Annotated in this window: 17 protein-coding genes and 1 riboswitch; of the genes, 8 read left to right on the top strand and 9 right to left on the bottom strand. The window is 45.1% G+C overall.

Annotated elements, in window-relative coordinates; all coding sequences use genetic code 11:
• The first annotated feature begins 21 nt into the window (after positions 1–21).
• Positions 22–124, top strand: a riboswitch (SAM riboswitch).
• 75 nt (positions 125–199) lie between these two features.
• Genes LCM20_RS12365 through LCM20_RS12355 form a run of 3 tightly spaced genes read left to right on the top strand, consistent with a single transcriptional unit; the run spans position 200 to position 2,717 of the window.
• Positions 200–1,240 (top strand): methionine ABC transporter ATP-binding protein, encoded by a 1,041-nt coding sequence (locus LCM20_RS12365; protein WP_225195785.1) that lies wholly within the window; start codon positions 200–202, stop codon positions 1,238–1,240.
• Complete coding sequence (locus LCM20_RS12360; protein ID WP_225195784.1) at positions 1,203–1,865, top strand: methionine ABC transporter permease; 663 nt, start codon at positions 1,203–1,205, stop codon at positions 1,863–1,865. Before LCM20_RS12365 ends, LCM20_RS12360 begins: the two co-directional genes overlap by 38 nt.
• A 21-nt stretch (positions 1,866–1,886) precedes the next feature.
• Complete coding sequence (locus LCM20_RS12355; protein ID WP_225195783.1) at positions 1,887–2,717, top strand: MetQ/NlpA family ABC transporter substrate-binding protein; 831 nt, start codon at positions 1,887–1,889, stop codon at positions 2,715–2,717.
• Between the two features lie 126 nt (positions 2,718–2,843).
• Here the strand turns inward: LCM20_RS12355 and LCM20_RS12350 are convergent, their stop codons facing one another.
• From LCM20_RS12350 to LCM20_RS12320, 7 genes are all read right to left on the bottom strand, one after another.
• On the bottom strand, positions 2,844–3,635 hold the full coding sequence (locus LCM20_RS12350; RefSeq protein ID WP_225195782.1) for an SDR family oxidoreductase: 792 nt from the start codon (positions 3,633–3,635) through the stop codon (positions 2,844–2,846).
• Positions 3,636–3,639: 4 nt separating this feature from the next.
• Positions 3,640–4,509 carry a fumarylacetoacetate hydrolase family protein gene (locus tag LCM20_RS12345; RefSeq protein WP_225195781.1) on the bottom strand — a complete coding sequence of 290 codons (870 nt, stop codon included), beginning with the start codon at positions 4,507–4,509 and terminating at the stop codon, positions 3,640–3,642.
• Between the two features lie 16 nt (positions 4,510–4,525).
• Positions 4,526–6,673, bottom strand: a complete 2,148-nt coding sequence (locus LCM20_RS12340) for a TRAP transporter permease (protein WP_225195780.1) — start codon at positions 6,671–6,673, stop codon at positions 4,526–4,528.
• Between the two features lie 6 nt (positions 6,674–6,679).
• On the bottom strand, positions 6,680–7,156 hold the full coding sequence (locus tag LCM20_RS12335) for a DUF1850 domain-containing protein (protein ID WP_225195779.1): 477 nt from the start codon (positions 7,154–7,156) through the stop codon (positions 6,680–6,682).
• A 39-nt stretch (positions 7,157–7,195) separates the two neighbouring features.
• Positions 7,196–8,191, bottom strand: a complete 996-nt coding sequence (locus tag LCM20_RS12330) for a TAXI family TRAP transporter solute-binding subunit (RefSeq protein WP_225195778.1) — start codon at positions 8,189–8,191, stop codon at positions 7,196–7,198.
• Between the two features lie 141 nt (positions 8,192–8,332).
• Positions 8,333–9,013, bottom strand: a complete 681-nt coding sequence (locus LCM20_RS12325) for a response regulator (RefSeq protein ID WP_225195777.1) — start codon at positions 9,011–9,013, stop codon at positions 8,333–8,335.
• Positions 8,997–10,613, bottom strand: coding sequence for a sensor histidine kinase (locus tag LCM20_RS12320; protein WP_225195776.1), 1,617 nt, complete (start codon positions 10,611–10,613; stop codon positions 8,997–8,999). The genes LCM20_RS12325 and LCM20_RS12320 overlap by 17 nt, the downstream gene beginning before the upstream one ends.
• A gap of 95 nt (positions 10,614–10,708) precedes the next feature.
• Between LCM20_RS12320 and LCM20_RS12315 the strand changes: the two genes are divergently transcribed.
• Together LCM20_RS12315 and LCM20_RS12310 are read left to right on the top strand one after the other, a co-directional pair.
• Positions 10,709–11,761 carry a DctP family TRAP transporter solute-binding subunit gene (locus LCM20_RS12315; protein WP_225195775.1) on the top strand — a complete coding sequence of 351 codons (1,053 nt, stop codon included), beginning with the start codon at positions 10,709–10,711 and terminating at the stop codon, positions 11,759–11,761.
• Between the two features lie 23 nt (positions 11,762–11,784).
• Positions 11,785–12,090 carry a DUF3870 domain-containing protein gene (locus LCM20_RS12310; protein WP_225195774.1) on the top strand — a complete coding sequence of 102 codons (306 nt, stop codon included), beginning with the start codon at positions 11,785–11,787 and terminating at the stop codon, positions 12,088–12,090.
• A 34-nt stretch (positions 12,091–12,124) separates the two neighbouring features.
• On the opposite strand, the gene lhgO is transcribed toward LCM20_RS12310, so the two are convergent.
• The gene (gene lhgO / locus LCM20_RS12305) at positions 12,125–13,330 is read right to left on the bottom strand and encodes an L-2-hydroxyglutarate oxidase (RefSeq protein ID WP_225195773.1); all 1,206 of its coding nucleotides are present in this window, start codon (positions 13,328–13,330) and stop codon (positions 12,125–12,127) included.
• Positions 13,331–13,344: 14 nt separating this feature from the next.
• The gene (gene glaH / locus LCM20_RS12300) at positions 13,345–14,280 is read right to left on the bottom strand and encodes a glutarate dioxygenase GlaH (RefSeq protein WP_225195772.1); all 936 of its coding nucleotides are present in this window, start codon (positions 14,278–14,280) and stop codon (positions 13,345–13,347) included.
• A gap of 498 nt (positions 14,281–14,778) precedes the next feature.
• Between glaH and LCM20_RS12295 the strand changes: the two genes are divergently transcribed.
• The 3 genes from LCM20_RS12295 (at position 14,779) to LCM20_RS12285 (ending at position 18,442) form a co-directional block, all read left to right on the top strand.
• Positions 14,779–15,831, top strand: a complete 1,053-nt coding sequence (locus LCM20_RS12295; RefSeq protein ID WP_225195771.1) for a CdaR family transcriptional regulator — start codon at positions 14,779–14,781, stop codon at positions 15,829–15,831.
• Positions 15,832–15,950: 119 nt separating this feature from the next.
• Positions 15,951–17,084 carry a glycerate kinase gene (locus tag LCM20_RS12290; RefSeq protein ID WP_225195770.1) on the top strand — a complete coding sequence of 378 codons (1,134 nt, stop codon included), beginning with the start codon at positions 15,951–15,953 and terminating at the stop codon, positions 17,082–17,084.
• Positions 17,084–18,442 (top strand): GntP family permease, encoded by a 1,359-nt coding sequence (locus LCM20_RS12285; protein WP_225195769.1) that lies wholly within the window; start codon positions 17,084–17,086, stop codon positions 18,440–18,442. The genes LCM20_RS12290 and LCM20_RS12285 overlap by 1 nt, the downstream gene beginning before the upstream one ends.
• Positions 18,443–19,082 lie beyond the last annotated feature (640 nt).

Below are 19,082 nucleotides of genomic sequence, written 5' to 3'. Positions count from 1 at the left end.
TGAAATCAATTAACTGAATATTTCTTATCTAGAGTGACGGAGGGATAGGCCCTTTGATGTCACAGCAACCTTCCATGAGGAGTGGTGCTAAGTCCTACAGAACCGAGGTTCTGGGAGATAAGAGTTTGGGCATGCCGTACGCGAAACTCTTTTCTCATTGAAAAGAGTTTTTTTATTTTGTAGAAAAGGAGGGGTAAAGATGATTTCCATTCAACAATTAAGTAAAGTATATCCATCAAAACAAGGAGACGTTGTCGGGGTTGATGACGTAACGTTGTCCATTGAAAAAGGTGAAATCTTTGGAATAGTAGGCTACAGCGGTGCAGGAAAAAGTACACTCCTGCGGTGTATGAATATCCTGGAACGTCCGACAAGTGGCAAAGTCGTTATCGATGGAATCGATCTCTTATCATTATCTGGTAAAAAACTCAGGGAAGCGAGACAGTCGATCGGCATGATTTTTCAGGGGTTCCACCTAGCCATGTCAAAGACCGTTGTTGATAATGTCGCTTTCGCTCTCAAAGCATCAGGAGTTAAGAAAGACGAAAGAAGAGAGCGTTCATTAGAACTGCTCGAGCTAGTAGGTCTGTCTGATAAAGCACACCAGTATCCTGCTCAGCTGAGTGGAGGTCAAAAACAACGCGTCAGTATCGCAAGAGCTCTCGCAAACGACCCTAAAGTTCTACTTTGCGATGAAGCAACTTCTGCCCTCGACCCGAACACGACCAAATCCATTTTACAGCTACTTAAACGAATCAATGAGAAGCTCGGGTTGACGATTGTTTTAATCACACATGAAATGGAGGTCGTCAAAGATATTTGTCATCGCTGCGCAGTCATGGAAGAAGGTAGGGTGGTCGAACAGGGAAGGACGTATGATATGTTCGCTTTTCCTAAAGAAGAACTGACTAAGCGGTTCATCCAAACCGTCCTGGACTTCCACATTCCTGAAGCCCTTCTAGAACAGAGCAGCGGATCTGTTGTTCATCTGACATTCGCCGGTGAAGTGGCAGGTCAATCGATTGTCTCTGACTTGTTACAAAGTCATCCGGTCAAAGCAAACATTCTGCATGGCAAAGTGGACTACATACAAGACAAAGCTCTAGGTACGTTCGTCATGGATTTGTCAGGTACTAAAGAAGCCGTTGAAGAAGCGATCAACAGCTTACGGAAAACCCTAAACGATGTGGAGGTGTGGAGGGATGGATTCACTGATCACTCTCTTGCCAGAGCTAAATAAATCATTTTTGGAAACGTTGATTATGGTTGGAATCGGTCTTGTTGTAGCGTTAGTTCTTGGACTTCCACTTGGATTGTTATTGTTTGTCACAGACAGAGGACTGTTCTTAGAAAACAAGTGGATCAAAGGTGTCGTCGGAGTCATTGTCAACCTGATCCGTTCCGTACCTTTCATCATTTTATTAGTCTTTTTATTTCCTTTTACAAATTTTCTGTTGGGCACAACGACAGGACCCGTCGCAGCCTCTGTTGCATTATCGGTCGCCGCGATTCCTTTTTATGCAAGAATCGTAGAATCTTCGGCGCGGGACATCGACCACGGAGTAATAGAGGCGGCCATAGCCTGCGGGGCTTCTCCATGGCTGATCATTAAAGACATCCTCTTCCCCGAAATCAAATCCGGCTTAATAAGTGGATTGACGATTACTGCAATCAGCTTGATCGGCTACTCTGCAATGGCAGGAGCAATTGGCGGTGGAGGAATCGGAGACCTCGCTATACGTTATGGATACTATCGCTACGATAACTTCGTGATGTTCACAACGGTTATCATTCTGATTGTTCTCGTACAGGCGGTTCAATATATCGGAGATTTCTTTGCAAAAACAGTTAAAAAACATGGATAACATAACAAGGAGGAACTATATATGAAAAAGCAACTTGCACTATTTTCTATCGTCTTCACCCTTATTTTCCTTGCTGCGTGTAGCGGAGGGAATTCAGATGCTGGTGCTTCTGATAAGAAGACCATCAAATTCGGAGCAACTTCAGGACCATACAGTGATATGGTGACCAATGCCATCGCCCCTTTACTGGAGGAGAAGGGATACGAGGTTTCGAACAAAGAATTCACGGATTACGTTCAACCAAACAAAGCACTGGCAAATGGAGATCTTGATGTGAACTTGTTCCAACACAAAATCTATTTAGACTCTTTCGCCAAAGAGAATAACCTGGACTTATCAGAAGTAATCATTGTCCCTACAGCTCCTATGGGGATCTACTCCAACACATATGAAGATCTGGAAAGCATTGAGAATGGAAGCTCCATTGCATTGCCAAATGATCCAACAAACTTGGCAAGAGGTTTGATCGTTCTTGAAGATGCAGGATTGGTTAAAATTAAGGAAGATGTCGATCCTCTACGTGCTTCCATAAATGACATTGCAGATAATGTGAAAGATTTGGAGTTTGTTGAAGTAGAAGCAGGACAGCTGCCTCGCCTTGTTGATAGCGAAGACTTATCGCTAGTACCAGGAAACTATGCTCTTGCAGCAGATATGGATTTAATGAATGCACTAATTCTAGAGGATATGCCTGATGATTACCGGAACCGTGTCGCAGTAAAAACGGAAGACTTGGATAAACAGTTCGTGAAAGACATCAAAGAAGTAATCGAATCAGACGAGTTTGAAAAGATTATTGATGAAGACTTCCAAGGGTTCGGTAAACCTCAGTGGATGAAGGAAGCAGAATAAGCAAAAAAGTCCCCTTATCATCAATGAGATGGTAAGGGGGCTTTTTGCTTTATATTATAGAAAGATACTTATTACGGAAATTAGGTGAATGATTGAACATCTGTATAAGAGTCCCTTGCTTCGAAATTATAAAGCTTTCACAAGCCCACCATCAATGACAAGAGATTGACCCGTTAGGTAAGTATTCGCTCCAGAAGCCAGGAAGACGACGGCTTTTGCGAATTCTTCCGGCTCTCCGTAGCGGCCCATCGGAATCGACTTTTCGGTATTTTCCTTTAGTTCTTCTGGCGAGATTCCGAGTTTTCCAGCTCGCTTTTCATCCAGGGAGGCGACTCGATCGGTTGCAATCCGCCCTGGGCCAACCGTGTTAATCAGGATGTTATCGCCCGCTAACTCTTGTGAGAGACTTTTAGATAACCCGACGATACCTGCCCGGAATGTATTGGATAGGATGAGGTTATCCAATGTTTGTTTAATAGAAGAAGAGGCGATATTCAGGATTCTACCGCTCCCTTGTTTCTTCATAGAAGGAACGGCCTCTCGAATAGACCGGATGAAGCTCAGCAAATTAAGCTCGAAGGCATTATGCCAGTCTTCATCAGAAAATTGATCGAACGTTCCTGCTGGTGGTCCTCCTGCGTTGTTAATAAGCACGTCGACTCCACCGTTTAAATCGACCGCTTTCTGCATGAGCGCTTTGATGTGGTCCTGATTCGTGACATCACAAACTTGATACGTCACATTCTGATTCCCGGTGTTCTCTCTGATTTCTGATTGAGCGTTTTTTAGTTCTTCTTCGCTGCGGCTCGATAACAGTACGTTCGCCCCTTCACGTGCGAACTCTTCGGCTATTGCTTTTCCAAGTCCTTTGCTGGACGCCAATACGACAACAGATTTTCCTTCTAATTGCAGATCCATAGACTCATTCCTTCCCTTTTAGATCCTTTACCTCATTTCTTAATGGTTCAAAACCATCAATCCGGCACTCCATAACGTCACCATCACGAATGACGGCAGCTCCCGGTGTTCCTGTTGAGATGATGTCACCTGGCAGCAGTGTCATGACCTTGGAGTGGAACGATATCAAGTGGAACGGATCGAATGTCATATTGCTGACTTGGTTGGCTTGATGCACGTCACCATTGATCACAGTGGACACGTTCAATCCCATCACGTCCTCTACTTCATCTGGTGTGTAAAGGACTGGACCAAAGCTGAAGAAGGTATCAAAGCTTTTGGAGCGTGTCAGGTACCTCGGATTACGCTGTAAGATATCTTCTGCTGTCATATCGATAATCGTCGTGTACCCAGCAATCACGGATGCTGCGTCCGCTTCATCAACGTCTTTGCATTTCTGGCCAATGACGATTCCAAGCTCCGCTTCGGCCGTTGTGCGTTCCGACTGATGCGGAATACAAATGGTATCTTTGTGCCCTATGATAGTGGTATCGGGCTTCATGAAACTGGCTGGCTCAGATTGTGGTGCTTTTTCATTCAGATCCGACGCATGGTCCACATAGTTCAACCCGATCCCCCATATTTTCCTAGGATGACGGTAAAGCGGGCCATATGTCGTCCTATCTTCAGCAGGCACTTTATTCTTTTCTTCTTGTGTCTTTTCACCCCACCAATGCTGAAATGAACTTAGGTGTTCGGGTTGAATCAACGCGAATACATCTGTCGGCCATGTTGTTTGATAGATTTCATTGATAGAGGAAAGGAGTCGAACATCCGATCCGGACCGGACAGCTGCAGTTTCCTCATTCCCACGTACGACTGTGGCTAATTGCATTCCTTTTCCCCCTTTATTACGCAGAACGATGCTGCTGGATGGCGTTCGTGTTTTTCAAATTCGTCACGAGTACCAGTGCAAATACGACCAGTCCAATTAAGTCAGTCACTAATCCTGGATAAATGAGCAACAGGGCTCCGATTCCTGCAAGAACCCTTAACCAGGCTGGCACACTTTGCTTCAGGTAACCCTCTGCCATAACGGACAATAAGAATACCCCGATCAACGAAGTTACCGTGATCAAAATGATGTTCATCACTGTTGCATCCACCATAAGCATCTCATGGGAGAAAACAAACATGAACGGAACGATGAATCCTGCGATGGCAAGTTTCATGGCTTGGAAACCCGTTTTGTTCGGGTCACCACCCGCTACCCCCGCTCCAGCAAATGCTGCCAATGCGACAGGCGGTGTAATGTTAGCGAAAATCCCGAAGTAAAACACGAACATGTGGGCAACAAACGTAGCCGTTTCCGTCGAACCTGCGATTTCCCGGTAAAGAGGAAGCTGCAACAGGATTGGTGCTGCCATTGTACTGGTAATGATATAAGTCGGGATACTCGGCAATCCCATTCCGAGAATGATCGATGTAATCATAGTCAGAAGCAGAGTAATCAGCAATTGAAGAAGTGGACTGCTTACAGCTCCTCCAATACTTACAATGCTGTTCGCGATTTCCAATGCTACTCCTGTCAGAGAAGCGATTCCGACTACTATTCCGACGGCACCACAGGCAATAGCGACGGGGACAGTCGTTTTCGCTCCATCTTCAAGTGCTTGAAGACAATCCTTGATGCCCACTTCGTCCCCTTTCATATTCATCCCTTTCCTCACTAGATTAATAGCAAGTGGAATGGCGATGATCAGCAATAGTTCCCACCAATCACTTCTTAGACGAGGCATTTCCCCGCTCGTAACCAGCGCAGACAACTGCGGCTGGAAAATCAAGAATAAGGTGATGGCGATGATTACCGGAATCATTCGTTTGGATCCAGCAATCACGACTGTTGCGATAATCGACCAGAATGCTGCATAGAAGGGCGTCTTACCTGAGAATAACAGGTACAAAAGGGTAAGCATCGGAACAATTAAATGCCCTCTCTCTGCAATTACACCTCGTAAGGATGGCAGCTCACTCTTCGGGAGCCCCTCCAGCCCTCTTTTCGCCGCACGGAAGTGAACTTGAAGCAGAATTCCAATATAAAATAATAGTGCCGGGATGATCCCTGCGAGAATGATCTTCGTATAAGCGACATTCAAGTTCTCAGCCATAATGAAGGCGGCGGCCCCCATGATAGGTGGCAGAATCTGTCCTCCAACACTGGCCGCTGACTCGACTGCTCCGGCGAAGTTTTTGTTATAGCCGATCTTTTTCATCAGCGGAATGGTAAAGGTACCCGTCGTTACGACGTTGGCAATGGCGGATCCATTGATCGACCCTAGGAAGCCACTTGCAATGACAGCTACCTTGGCAGGTCCACCTTTCGTATGTCCAGCAACAGCAAGGGCTAAGTCGTTGAACAACTGCCCCATCCCGGACCTTCCGAGAAAGGCTCCGAATAGAATAAACAATATGATATAGCTTGCAGATACTCCGATAGCAGTACCTAGCACCCCTTCTGTAATGAAGACGAGCTGGGAAATGACCTGCTTGGCGACACTTGTGATCGTCGCGGCATTCATCTCCGGATAGATGGACAGCTTTACATAGAACCCATAAATTAAGAAACCGAGACCTAATAGAGTTAGTCCCCACCCTGTCACCCTGCGCGTAATATCAAATAACAGAAGGATGACAAGGATTCCAACGTAAAAATCGGTATCGTTAATCTGTCCACCAGACTGAATGATTCTCTCAGCCGTCATAAGCATATAGATGGCAACAAACAACGATAAACCTGCTGTTATATAGTCATAGAAAGGAATTCCTTTTCCGCTTCGCTTCTTCATAAAAGGATACAATAAGAACCCTAACGTCATCAGGGTGTACAGGTGAATGCTTCGTTGTTTGATGTCCACAAGCGACCCTGCATACGATGTATATAAGTGAAATAAAGAAAGTGCGATGGCTAATACTGAAATCGTCACAGCTATGGGTTTAGCCATGTTGGAGCGTGTCGTGCTCTCACGATCATAATTCTCTGCCGTTTCCTTTTTCTTCACGTCTTCTCACCTCAACTTTTCAAAAATAACACTCAACCAAGATTGTCTGACCACACTCAGCTTATACGCGCGATTCGCTTCCAACGTGAGTTGTCGGCCTCCAAATTGAATGCGGTGGTTCGTCTTTTCTCCTGTTCTCAGAGAAAGAGAAGGACCAATATTCTGGTCGATCCCCGTCATGTACACCCATCCATCTTTAATAAAGGTTCGATCTCCTGTATCATTCGGAACACCCGCACCGAATGTTTGAAACCGTGTGCCGGTTAATTGAATGGTCTCGTCCTTTAGTCTGAACATCTCTTCCCATTCCTGCTTTTCCACCGAATGACGCCACCTGACGCTGAATCTTTCATCTTCTTTATATAAGTAACGATGGTCTACTTGACCTCCTGAAGAAATGACGAACACCGTCGTTCTCATTGTCACCCCTGCAATGACACCAATCACCAACACGACCACGAAGATAAGGAGAGATCTTCTCATTTGTAAAAAAAGGGCATCGATTTCGATGCCCAGTGTCCTTTACTCTAAGATTCCTTGTTCTTCATAGAATTTCTTCGCTCCAGGGTGAAGGGGTGCAATCAGGCCTTTTGCAATTTCGTCACGTCCGAGTTGTTTAAGTGCACCAACAGAAACCTCTTCTGTGCCCAAGTATTCATAATAGCGCTTCGTCATTTCATAGACAGTATCTTCACTTAGATCAGAGGAGACAATGATCATATTTTGAATTCCCACAGTCTCGACAGCATTTTCCAAGCCGTACTTGGCTTCATCGCCAGCTTCAATCGTATTTGATTTATAGAATGGATACTTTTCCATCAGCTTATCTGCTGTTTCCCCTTTAATTTCGACAAAGTTGATGTCCGTCTGCTGCATAAGGTCTGTGATGTTGCTGTTCGGGACACCAGAAGTGAAGAATGCTGCATCCAGGTTTCCGTTTTTCATTTCCTGTACACTATCGGCATAACCCGTATGCGTCACTTTTGATAGGTCGTCGTACGTCAGATCTTCTGCTTCCAATACTTTTTTCGCACTTTGTTCTACACCTGATCCAACTTTACCTACGCCGACTTTCTTTCCTTCCAGGTCTGCAATGGACGTAATCCCGCTGTCTTTCAACGCCACTACTTGCACAACGTTCTGATACATACCGGCCATGGCTTTCACTTCAACTTCGCTTCCCTCAAATTGCCCCGTACCATTAATCGCATCGTATCCAACATCACTCATGATAATCGCCAGTTGGTTCAGGTTGTCTTTGATGTTTTGAATATTCGCGACTGATGCACCCGTTGATTCGACGGTTACATTGTCTATCAAATCACTTTCTTCAAATACCGGCTTCAATGCTCCACCAATTGGATAGTACGTACCGGATGTTCCACCTGTTCCAAATACGACTGACTTAGAGTCTGAACCGCTTGATCCCGAAGCTTCTTCACTTCCGCCTTCTCCACCACAAGCTGCAAGAATCATAACCAAAGCCAGAGCCATCACTCCAATAAATCGTTTCATCATATGAAAATCCCCCGCTTCTTTAGTTTCGTAATCCACATTTATGATAACGCTTACAATATATTTTTTGAATATTATGAACATAATGGACGTTTTGGTCTTTTTGGTCATGAAAAAAATCCCTGACAAAATCTGCAGGGATTTCTAATGTTTCATCATATATTTATTGACCGGGCGCCCGATTCCACCATACTGGATATCAATCTCGACTTGACCGCTTTTCCTGAGATAATCCAAATACCTTCTTGCCGTAACTCTGGCCATTCCGAGACTATCCGCGACTTGCTCAGCTGAAAGAGAGGTCTCCTGTTTTTGCAAATATAACACGACTTGGTCCAATGTCTGTTGATTCAAACCCTTGGGCAGCTCTGTCACAACATCCTCTGATGGACTGGCTACCAGCCCGTCAATCTGCTGCTGCTGCAATTCTCCTGTTCCTTGAATTTGAGAACGGAAGGAACGGTAGTGCAGTAGCGATTGCTGAAGTCGCTCAAACTTGAATGGTTTAATCATATAGTCGATGATACCGTATTGGAACATGGCGCGGATCGTTTCCTTTTCGTTCGCGGCCGTAATGACGATGACGTCTGTATCGAGGGTTTGACTACGAATCTCTTTAAGTGTCTTCAGCCCATCCTTATTCGGCATGAACACATCCAGAATGATCAAATCCGGGGCATGCTCTTTAATTAATCGTATGCCTTCTTTTCCATCTGACGCGACGTCTACCACCCTGAAATGCGGGACCCGTTCAACAAATTGGCGGTTGACTTCCTGTACCATTGGGTCATCTTCTATGATCAACACCTTAATGTCCTGTGGCATGTTCTCTCTCCTCCTCCCATCTCATCGGAAACGTAATCATGACGCTCGTCCCCTCTCCTTCATCCGAGATGATTTCCACCTCTCCCAAACCTTTATCGACGATGCGCTTCACCAAATGGAGCCCTATACCCGATCCGTTTTCCCCTTTAGTTGTGAACCCTTTTTCTAAGACTTTATCGGTCCAGTAAGACGGAATGCCTTGGCCATTGTCCTCCACACTAATGGTGCACACATGATCGTCTTGATAAACAGATACATCGATCCATTTCTCCTCACGATCAACGCCTTCCAATGCATGGAAGGCATTTTCAACCAGGTTACCTAATATGAGGACAAAATCATGTTGGTCCAATAACGGAGGATATTGATTCAACCTGCTCTGGTCGTCAATCTCCACTTCGATGCCAAGCTCTTTACCACGGCTCACTTTACTCAGCAATAATCCGGATAAGCTGTAATCCTTGAAATTCTTGATGAGAAAACGGGACAGCCGCTCCTGTTTTTCCGACGTTTCAAAGACAAAGGTAAGCGCCTGATCGTTTTGGTCCAATTGAATGAGTCCTGCAATGGTATGTAATTTGTTCAAGTGCTCATGGTTCTGAACTCTCAACGCTTCGACGAATGCTTTCACCCCTGTCAGCTCTTCCGCAAGTTGCGTCACATCCGTCCGGTCTTGGAAAATAATAACGGCGCCGATCGTCTCATCGTCCACACGCACCGGTACCTTGGTACTCAATACAAGCGCACTCCCTAAGCGCAGCTCTTCGTTGTGGACTGCTTTCTCCGAATAGAGTACATCGTCGAGCCCAATGTCAGGAACCACTTCCCGGACGGGCTGATTAAGGTGGTGACCTTTAAGCCCCAGTATGGATTTCGCCTTCTCGTTCATAATCGTAATTGTTCCTTCGTTATCAACAGCAATGATGCCTTCGTTCATGGCTTGGAACATCGCCGTTCGTTCAACTAGTAACTGGACAATTTCGTGAGGCTCAAGTTGAAAGGTCTGCTTTTTCAAATGTCTGGCAAGCAGCCAGGACCCCGATACACCGAATAGCGAAGTCAATACGAGCACGAGTAGAATCTCATTTTTTAACGCTAACAAGATGCTGGGCACAGAGGGGAGCAGATTCCCTACAATGACAACTCCGATTTGTTCGTGCTCATCATCCATTACAGGTACGAATGCCCTCACAGCCACACCTAGTTCACCTTCAGCCTTCGAAGTGTAACTATGTTCAGCAAAAGCCGGACCTTCATCTTTACCAGAGGATAAGGTTCCAAGCTTATCCTCGACGGGATGTGAATACCGGATCCGATTCATATCCAGTACAACAATATAATCTGAACTGTTAATCGTGCGGATTCGCTCAACCATCGGGTTAATGGTTTCCCAGCCCTCTGATTCTGCAAGGTTTTGTTTCAGGGCAGGAAGGTTTGCCACGGTACGCCCTATGACAAGAGCGCGGTCACCTAAAGATTCCTCTTTCGACGCAATCGTGTTCCCGATGATGATGATGCCTCCGATCAAGACGGTAAACAAAACCATCCCGAAAGACAAGATTGTAATCTTCCACCGAATAGGCATTCGCTTCAAGGACATGTTCACCCTTCCTTCCTGTTTCAGCTATCACTAGTGTATCACTTTAAAGGAGGTCTATGGTACACTGTTGGAAACGATTACAAAGGAGTTTCCAGTTGAAAACATTTCTAGCCATTTGTCTATTTATACTCACTGGAATATCCGCCGCACTCTATTTCGGCTTTGACCACACCAGCTCTTCTATGCAGGTTCAATATGATGATGAACAAGAAGGATTACAGGATGAAGTGGTCATCAAGTTCAGCCACGTCGTAGCAGAAAATACCCCGAAAGGGAGAGCGGCCAGACGATTTGCCTCTTTAGTGAGAAACCGTACAAATGGAGAAGTCCAAGTTGAAATCTACCCGAACGGCACGTTATACAATGACCAAAATGAGTACCAAGCCTTAAAGGACGGGCATATCCAAATGATTGCACCGGCAACGTCAAAGCTGACCGATCGCTTTCCAAGGTGGCAGGTTCTTGATTTACCCTACGCCTTTCCTACCTATCAAGCGGTCGAAGAAGCTTACCAAGGATTAATCGGTGAAACACTACTGGAGGATTTACCGCAAGATCAAGTTCGTGGCCTGACCTTTTGGTACAACGGCTATAAACAGATTACGAGTAGTGAAAAACCACTGATCCACCCTTCTGACTTTGAAAGAACACACTTCCGAATCATGCCGAGCCCGGTCATCGCCAAGCAATTTGAAGCGCTCGGAGCGAGTACCAGTGAACTTCCTTTTAACAAAACATACACGAACCTTGAAGTGGACTTCATTAATGGACAGGAAAATACGTTTTCCAACATTTATTCAAAAAAACTCTATCAAGAACAAGATTACTTGACCATCAGCAACCATGGTTACCTCGGTTATGTAGTCCTCATGAATGAAGACTTTTGGAAGAATCTCACTCCCGATCATCAGGAAGTCATAGAACAAGCACTGACTGAAACGACCGACTGGATCCGTCGTCATTCCATTGAAATGAATGATGCCCACCTTCGTGAAATGAAAAGATCCGAATCACTCGAAGTTCATTATTTATCCAATCAGCAGAAAGAACACTGGAAGGACCGTTTCCAACGCGTTTACCGTGAAACCGAGCCGATCATTGGGAAGACACTTATGGAAGAAGTAACAAGAATTCAAGAAACGTACTGATTATAGAACGGGAGGCAACACAAATGAAAACACTCTTCATTGCGGGTCATGCCAAGCTTCCGACAGGCATAGCTGCGAACCATATTTCTGAGTCCCTGACGTTGACGCTTGAGGTCGACAAAACATACGGGGTCATCATCGACGCATCTTGTACACTGGCGACCGAGCATGGTCGGGGATTCATCAAATCTCTTTTAAAAGGGTACAGTTTGAAAGAGGGTACCGATGAACCCATTGCACGCTTGAGAGAGGGCTATCTCGGAAAAGCAGGAAATGCTTTAGAAGCGGCATTGAAAGATTCCTATAAACAGTATCAGCTTCACGAATAAGAGAGAAGGACCAGCCGCCAAGCTGGTCCTTTTCCTAGCTGACAATGACCGAAGTTCGTTCAGGTATCCTCTCGGCAATTTCTTTTCCAATTTCTAACGAAGCCGTAGCTGCAGGGGACGGAGCATTGCACACATGAATCGAACGCTTTCCTGGAATCATATAAAAGTCATCCACTAACCGGCCATTCCTCAACATCGCCTGCGCACGTACACCCGCATCCGCTGTCACAATATCCTGCTCCATAATATCTGGTACGAGCCGCTGAAGACTTTTTAAGAAATGCCGTTTATTAAAGGAACGGACCATCTCCTTCGTACCTTCCTTCATGTTCTGACCAGCCATCTTCCAAAACCCTGAGAAAGTAAGGACTTCGAGCATATCCCTCCACTGGATATCCGTCTTTTTGTATCCCTCCCGCTTCAAACTCAAAACGGCGTTAGGCCCTGCATGTACGCTCCCATCCATCATTTTTGTCAAATGAACACCGAGGAAAGGAAAGTCAGGGTTAGGTACCGGGTAGATGAGGCTGTTGACGAAGTGACTTTTCTCTTCGGTCAGCTTATAGTACTCACCTCGAAACGGTACAATTTGCAGTTCGGTGTGAATACCCGTCATTTTAACAATACGGTCGCTTTGAAGCCCCGCACAATTTATAAAAAAACGGGCTCGAAACGTCTTTTCCTCTGTTTCTATCGTAACTAGATCTGAACCTTCTTCTATGTTCACAACAGGGGAGCCAAACGAAAACTCAACACCTGAATCCCTTAATAAATCAGCAAGCTTTTCACTCACCTTTTTGTAATCTACTATGCCCGTCTGCGGGACGTGCAAAGCCGCTATTCCATTCACATGCGGCTCGAAACCACTCAACTCATCCCGTGAAAGCTTAGACACCGTCACACCATTCTGCTGAACGCGGTGATACAAGGCATCCATTCTGGCAACCTCCTCTCTATCCGTTGCCACAAGAACCTTCCCACAGACGTCATGCGCTACATGATGGGTCCTGCAGAAATTCACCATCGAGGTCCTGCCCTTTACAGCCATACGGGCTTTCAAGCTTCCTGGCTTATAATAAACACCCGAATGAATCACTCCGCTGTTTCTACCCGTCTGATGCAAAGACAACTGCTGCTCTTTCTCGATGATCATTACCTTTGCGAGCGGGTCTTTCTGAACGAGTGCATAGGCAGTGGACAATCCGACAATCCCACCGCCTATAATGATGAAATCGTACATGCCAGCACCTCCCGTCACTCGACGAACCTCCCTCTCTGACGCAGCAGCTCACGATGCAAGTCTGTATTTCTATCAAAACGACCACGACCGTGCAGCCAAAAGCGGTTATTCAACATGACGAGTTCGCCAACAGGCAGTTCTAGTTCAATCACACCGGAAGATGCCTCTAACGATTCTGACAGCTCTTTGAGGTACTTGGCATGCTGAATCGTCTCAGGAAAAGCGAACTGATCGATAAAACAAATACACGGTAGGTTATGCCACTTATAAAAGGTCGTTCGCTGCACATCCTCCGTCACATTCTTACTTGCAGGAGCCTTATAGGTAAAGGGATAGGATGCCAAGGGATGACGATAGAACTCGTCAAACTCCTCCCACTCATCCAGATGAAGCAAGCGGGAACGTCCACCCGAAGCATTCGACTCTTCCATCTTCATCATCAGCAGCCAGTCTGTCGGTTCATCCACATACGTGCCATCTGTATGAAGCGTAAAACGTCGGTAGGCCTGTCTGAGATACGAATCACTTTCGTCAGTATGTTTAACAGAAAAGCGTGCATAATACTTCTTTGACATGGCATCAAAATTGGGAATCCCAGCTATATGCGTCAAAGCAGTGGAAAACTTCACATAATCCTGATCATCATAGGTCCGCCCCCGCAGCCCGATTGTAAAACCACCTGATTGGCGGTCATGCAAAACCGCTCGAAGATTTTGCCCGAACTGATCATCTACCAGACCAAGCAAGGTATTCGCCATCATCAATCGCTCGTAAGGAATATACTCCAACTGCTCATCGCTAACATCCTTCACCTCTTCTAGAAACTGATCAATTACTTGCTCTTCCAACTCAATGTGGTACAGTCGATCATGATTTTCATGGGCATCCATCACATATCCTTTTCCTGAAATCGTCGGCAGTTTTCCCTTTCTAGTTTGCAAAGCACACATTTCAATTCCTCCTTAATGGTGTTCACTCACATTAAAAAAAGCCAGTCTTTCTCCAAGGAGAAAAACTGGCTTTCAACTGCGTTTAAGGCTCTGGTGTGTAGAGTTTTGGCAGTTTAAACAGTTATGTGAATGAGTTTTATTCCGTTTGTGGCAACCTGGATGCGAAAAGGGATACTTTTCTACAGGGTTGCTTTATAAGGACATCGTATAGTATTTTTAAATTTCTGTCAATTCATGGTTAAAGCCTATCTTTTGTTATTGATTGTAAGCATAACGCGTTTTATGAAAAGAGAGAGTCTATTCATGAATTGTAATAAAATTATATAGCCCCCATTCACTTCATAAACAGCAAAGGATTATAATTCTCACGTTTCCTGCAACAAAATTTCATTGATAAACAATTTCCTTTGATATAATAGATGCCTGTATCGAGGCATAGCCATGTAAAAGTCAATCCATCTAAAGGTTCTACACTTATTGCAAAGGGAGGAAATCCTAATGGAGTTAACCGAAGAACTAGGTACAGAAATTATCCAACGCTTATCCAAATATATAGATGTTCCAATCAACCTGATGAATCACTTAGGAAAAATCGTGGCAAGCACCGATGAACGCAGGGTTGGTCAACAGCACGGAGGTGCAGAAGCTGTCATAAAGTCTGGACAACCGCAGATTATTACTCTCGAAGATGTGAATATGTATTCAAACACCAAACCCGGTGTGAACCTCCCGATTTTTCACAGAGAGGCGCTAGCAGGTGTAGTCGGTCTTACAGGGGAACCGGATCGTGTTATGCAAGCCGCCGGGATGACACAAGGATCTGTTGAAATTACACTTGAACAAATCTATATTCAAAGGCAGACTTTCTTTCAAGAAAGACAGTGGAACTATTGGCTTCAGCGACTTGTACAATCCACATCTTGGGATGAGGCTGGGCTGAAGCAGGAGGCTGCATATAGTTTAGGCGTGAATGTCCATAAGATGTGGCAAGTCGGGGTGATTCAAACCGATCATCCTTACGAAGCGGTAGAAGCAATTCGTATAGCATTCAAAAATCATGATCCCCTATTTGTACTTCCTTTCCAAGAAGATTTAGTGGTCGCCTGTCTCCCTTATATTGAATCGGTCCAAGCGTTCGATAAACTCACTGAGTACGTTATCGGCGTCGGGCAACAAGGATACTCCTTGGATGGGATACGCCGATCCTTCCACCAAGCGAAAGAATCACTTGAAATTGCCGGACAAAAAGGAAAACCAGCTTATAGTCAGTCCCTTGAAATGGAACGGCTGCTACATCACATTGACTCGAAAACGATGGATGAGATCAGCCATACATATGAACATAGCTTACGCGCACTTGAACCCTTTTATTACGAAACGCTAACCACCTTTTTTGCTAACAATTTAAGAATGAACCAGACAGCACACTCACTTCACATTCATCGAAACACCCTTATGTACAGACTCGATCAGTTAGAAAAGAAAACCGGCCTTGACCCCCGGTCTTTCAAGGACGCCATCATTCTACAGAGTATTCTTCTCCATATGTAGTTTGTGCAAATGCATAAGAATGCGCTTACATTTATCTGAAAGTTTGTGCGCATCATCAATTGTTCAACCCCCTCCTCTTCCTTTTTAATAGAAGTAAGTTAGTGAAGGAGGTAAAGGTTATGAGAGTCGTATTCGCACCCGATTCTTTCAAAGGGAGTCTATCGTCGATCGACGTCGCAGCAATCATGAGTGAAGCATTTAAATCAGTAGATCCAAAACTAACATCAATCATAAAGCCAATGGCTGATGGCGGGGAGGGAACACTGGAGTCCCTCATCACTGCGACTTCACACAAGAAAGTTCCGATCAACTGCACCGGACCGCTCGGCGAAAGTCTACGAAGTTGGTATGTGGAATTGCCCAATCACGCGGTTATTGAAGGAGCTTTGATCGCCGGACTACCTCTTGTACCGGAAGAAAAGCGCAACCCGGACAATACAACATCGTACGGGATAGGCGAGGCTATCCGTCATGCTCTTGATCAAGGCCATCGAAAATTCATCATTGCAATTGGAGGAAGCTCCTCCAATGATGGTGGCATCGGGATGCTCCAGGCACTAGGTATGAAGGCGTATGATGTGAACGGAAACGAAGTTGGACCTTACGGAAGAGATCTCCATAGCATTGAACACATTGATTTTTCCGGGTTGGATAAGCGTCTCGACGAAGCGAAGATTCAGGTGGCGTGCGATGTGGATAACCCCTTAACAGGTCCACGAGGCGCGAGCCAAGTCTATGGACCTCAAAAAGGAGCCACAGATCAGCAAATCAGTCGATACGACGACTCACTTTCCCGGTATGGCAGCCTGGTAGAAGAAGCGCTCGGAAAGTCACTGATGACCCAAAAAGGCGCTGGTGCTGCTGGTGGTATCGGATTTGCTTTTCTAACCTTAGGTGCATCTTTAGAGTCAGGAGCCAAACTTGTAGCCGAGGCAATCTCATTGGACGAAGCGATACAATATGCAGATTTAGTTCTCACAGGAGAAGGCCAAAGTGACGAGCAAACGCTATACGGAAAAGCACCTGGCTATGTGGCCGAACTTGCATTTAAAAATCAAGTTCCTGCCATTCTTTTGTCTGGGTCATTGGATGGTCCCTTACAAGAGCTCAACAAACGCTTCAACAGCTGCTTCTCAATCGTACCTGGACCTAAATCTTTGGAAGACTGTATGGAACATGCAGAAGAATATCTGTATCAGGCGGCTCAGCAAATTGCCCGCCTCCTATTCAAAAAATATAGAGGAGTGGAATAATGGATGGGTTAGGACTTATTATGGTTATTGTACTAGGTGTGTTATTCGTAATCTTCGCGACCGCAAAATTCAAGCTCCACCCGTTTTTATCTTTATTGATCGCTGCATTTGCAATCGGTATTTTATCAGGCATGCCACTTGCTGACACGGTAGAGGCCGTCAACGGAGGATTCGGAGGTTTAATGGGCGGCATCGGACTCGTCATCGTGTTCGGAACGATTATCGGTGTCATATTAGAGAAATCTGGAGCCGCCCTTCGTATGGCAGAGGTCGTGCTCCGCATTGTTGGCGAAAAACGCCCGCAATTAGCCATGAGTGCGATTGGAAGTATCGTCAGTATCCCGGTCTTCTGTGACTCCGGATACGTGATTTTATCCTCCTTAAAGAAAGCGCTCGCTAATAAAGCGAAAGTTACTGTAGCTTCTATGGCCATTGCTCTTTCCACAGGACTTTTCGCAACCCATACACTAGTGCCCCCTACACCTGGTCCAATTGCTGCTGCAGGAAACATTGGTGCTTCCAACTACTTAGGGACCGTGATTTTATTCGGCTTTATAGTTGCTATTCCCGCTATTCTAGTAGGTTACCTTTGGGCTATAAAGGCAGGTACGAAGATTCATATTGAAAATGAAGAAGACCAGCCTGAGATGGATTATGATGAAGTTGTGGCAAGCTTCGGAAATATGCCGTCTGCCACTAAGTCATTCGCACCAATCCTTGTACCCATTCTATTGATTGGTTTCAGTTCTGTAATCACGTTTGCAGGTTGGAGCGGTCCCATCTTCTCGTTCTTCTTATTCCTGGGATCACCTGTCGTAGCGCTATTAGTCGGTGTGCTTTTCTCCTTTGCTCTACTTCCCAAATATGATGAAGAAACACTGACAAAGTGGATCGGAATAGGCATTAAAGAAGCTGCTCCTATCTTATTAATTACTGGTGCTGGGGGCGCATTCGGTTCCGTAATTAAATCGACAAGTGTCGCAGAATTAATAAAAGGAATTGCAGATAACGAATTAGCTATAGGTGCACTGTTCATATTTATTCCATTCGTCATTGCCGCTGCACTTAAGAGTGCGCAAGGATCATCAACAGCTGCTATCGTGATCACATCCACCCTAATCGCACCCCTTCTTCCACAAATAGGGATAGAGGGAGCTGTGCCGCTAGCACTTGTTGTGATGTCTGTAGGTGCTGGAGCCATGGTCGTTTCACATGTAAACGACAGCTACTTCTGGGTGGTAAAAGAATTCAGCGGAATGTCGATAACACAAGCTTATAAAGCACAGACAATGGGAACTCTCCTTCAAGGCATTACCGCCATAGTCGTGACTTCTATTTTGTGGTTTATCTTTGTATAAAACGATTGCCTGCTTTCATAATTTGAATGGACATTTAGCCCATAGCGGCTTTGTAGACTTTTAGTCGGTAAAAAATAACTTGTATAGTACTATAAACAGTATATTCATACGCTGAAATATAAGGAGCGCAACTCATGGTGAGTTGCGCTTTCCTATTCTTAAGCCTTTTCGCATCGAAGTCGATTTCACGTTAATTAGCGACCCATCCATCAAACCCTTCATCAGAGGAACATTCAATTTGCAGATTCCTCATCGCCTTGACCATCTCCCGATCCTCAAAAAAGATATCTACCAGCCGAATGATAAGATACTCCAGCCAAAAATGTAACCTCCACACCGTTCAACTTGATCGGAAATCTATTCATCGCCATGTTCTTTAGTGAAGCCGCCGCCTTTATCATTATGGGAGTTGTGAGCGTACTGACTTCTAAGCACCTGGTCATAGAGAAATCCAGTTAACCTTCAAATCAGACTGGACCCGGAAATAGTATCTGCACCTTCCGTAAAAAAGCAGGCACTATTAAACATTTGGAAAACACTCTCATATGACATTAAAATCCTGGAAAACTCTCAAGATTGTATAAAAAACACGAACATTTCGAACTTAAAATAAATAAATGTTCATCTTTATCCTTGTACA

It is taken from the genome of Halobacillus litoralis, assembly GCF_020171725.1.
GTDB classification, from domain to species: domain Bacteria; phylum Bacillota; class Bacilli; order Bacillales; family Halobacillaceae; genus Halobacillus; species Halobacillus litoralis_F.
Note: the sequence above shows the minus strand (reverse complement) of the source record. Positions and strands in the feature narration are given on the sequence as shown.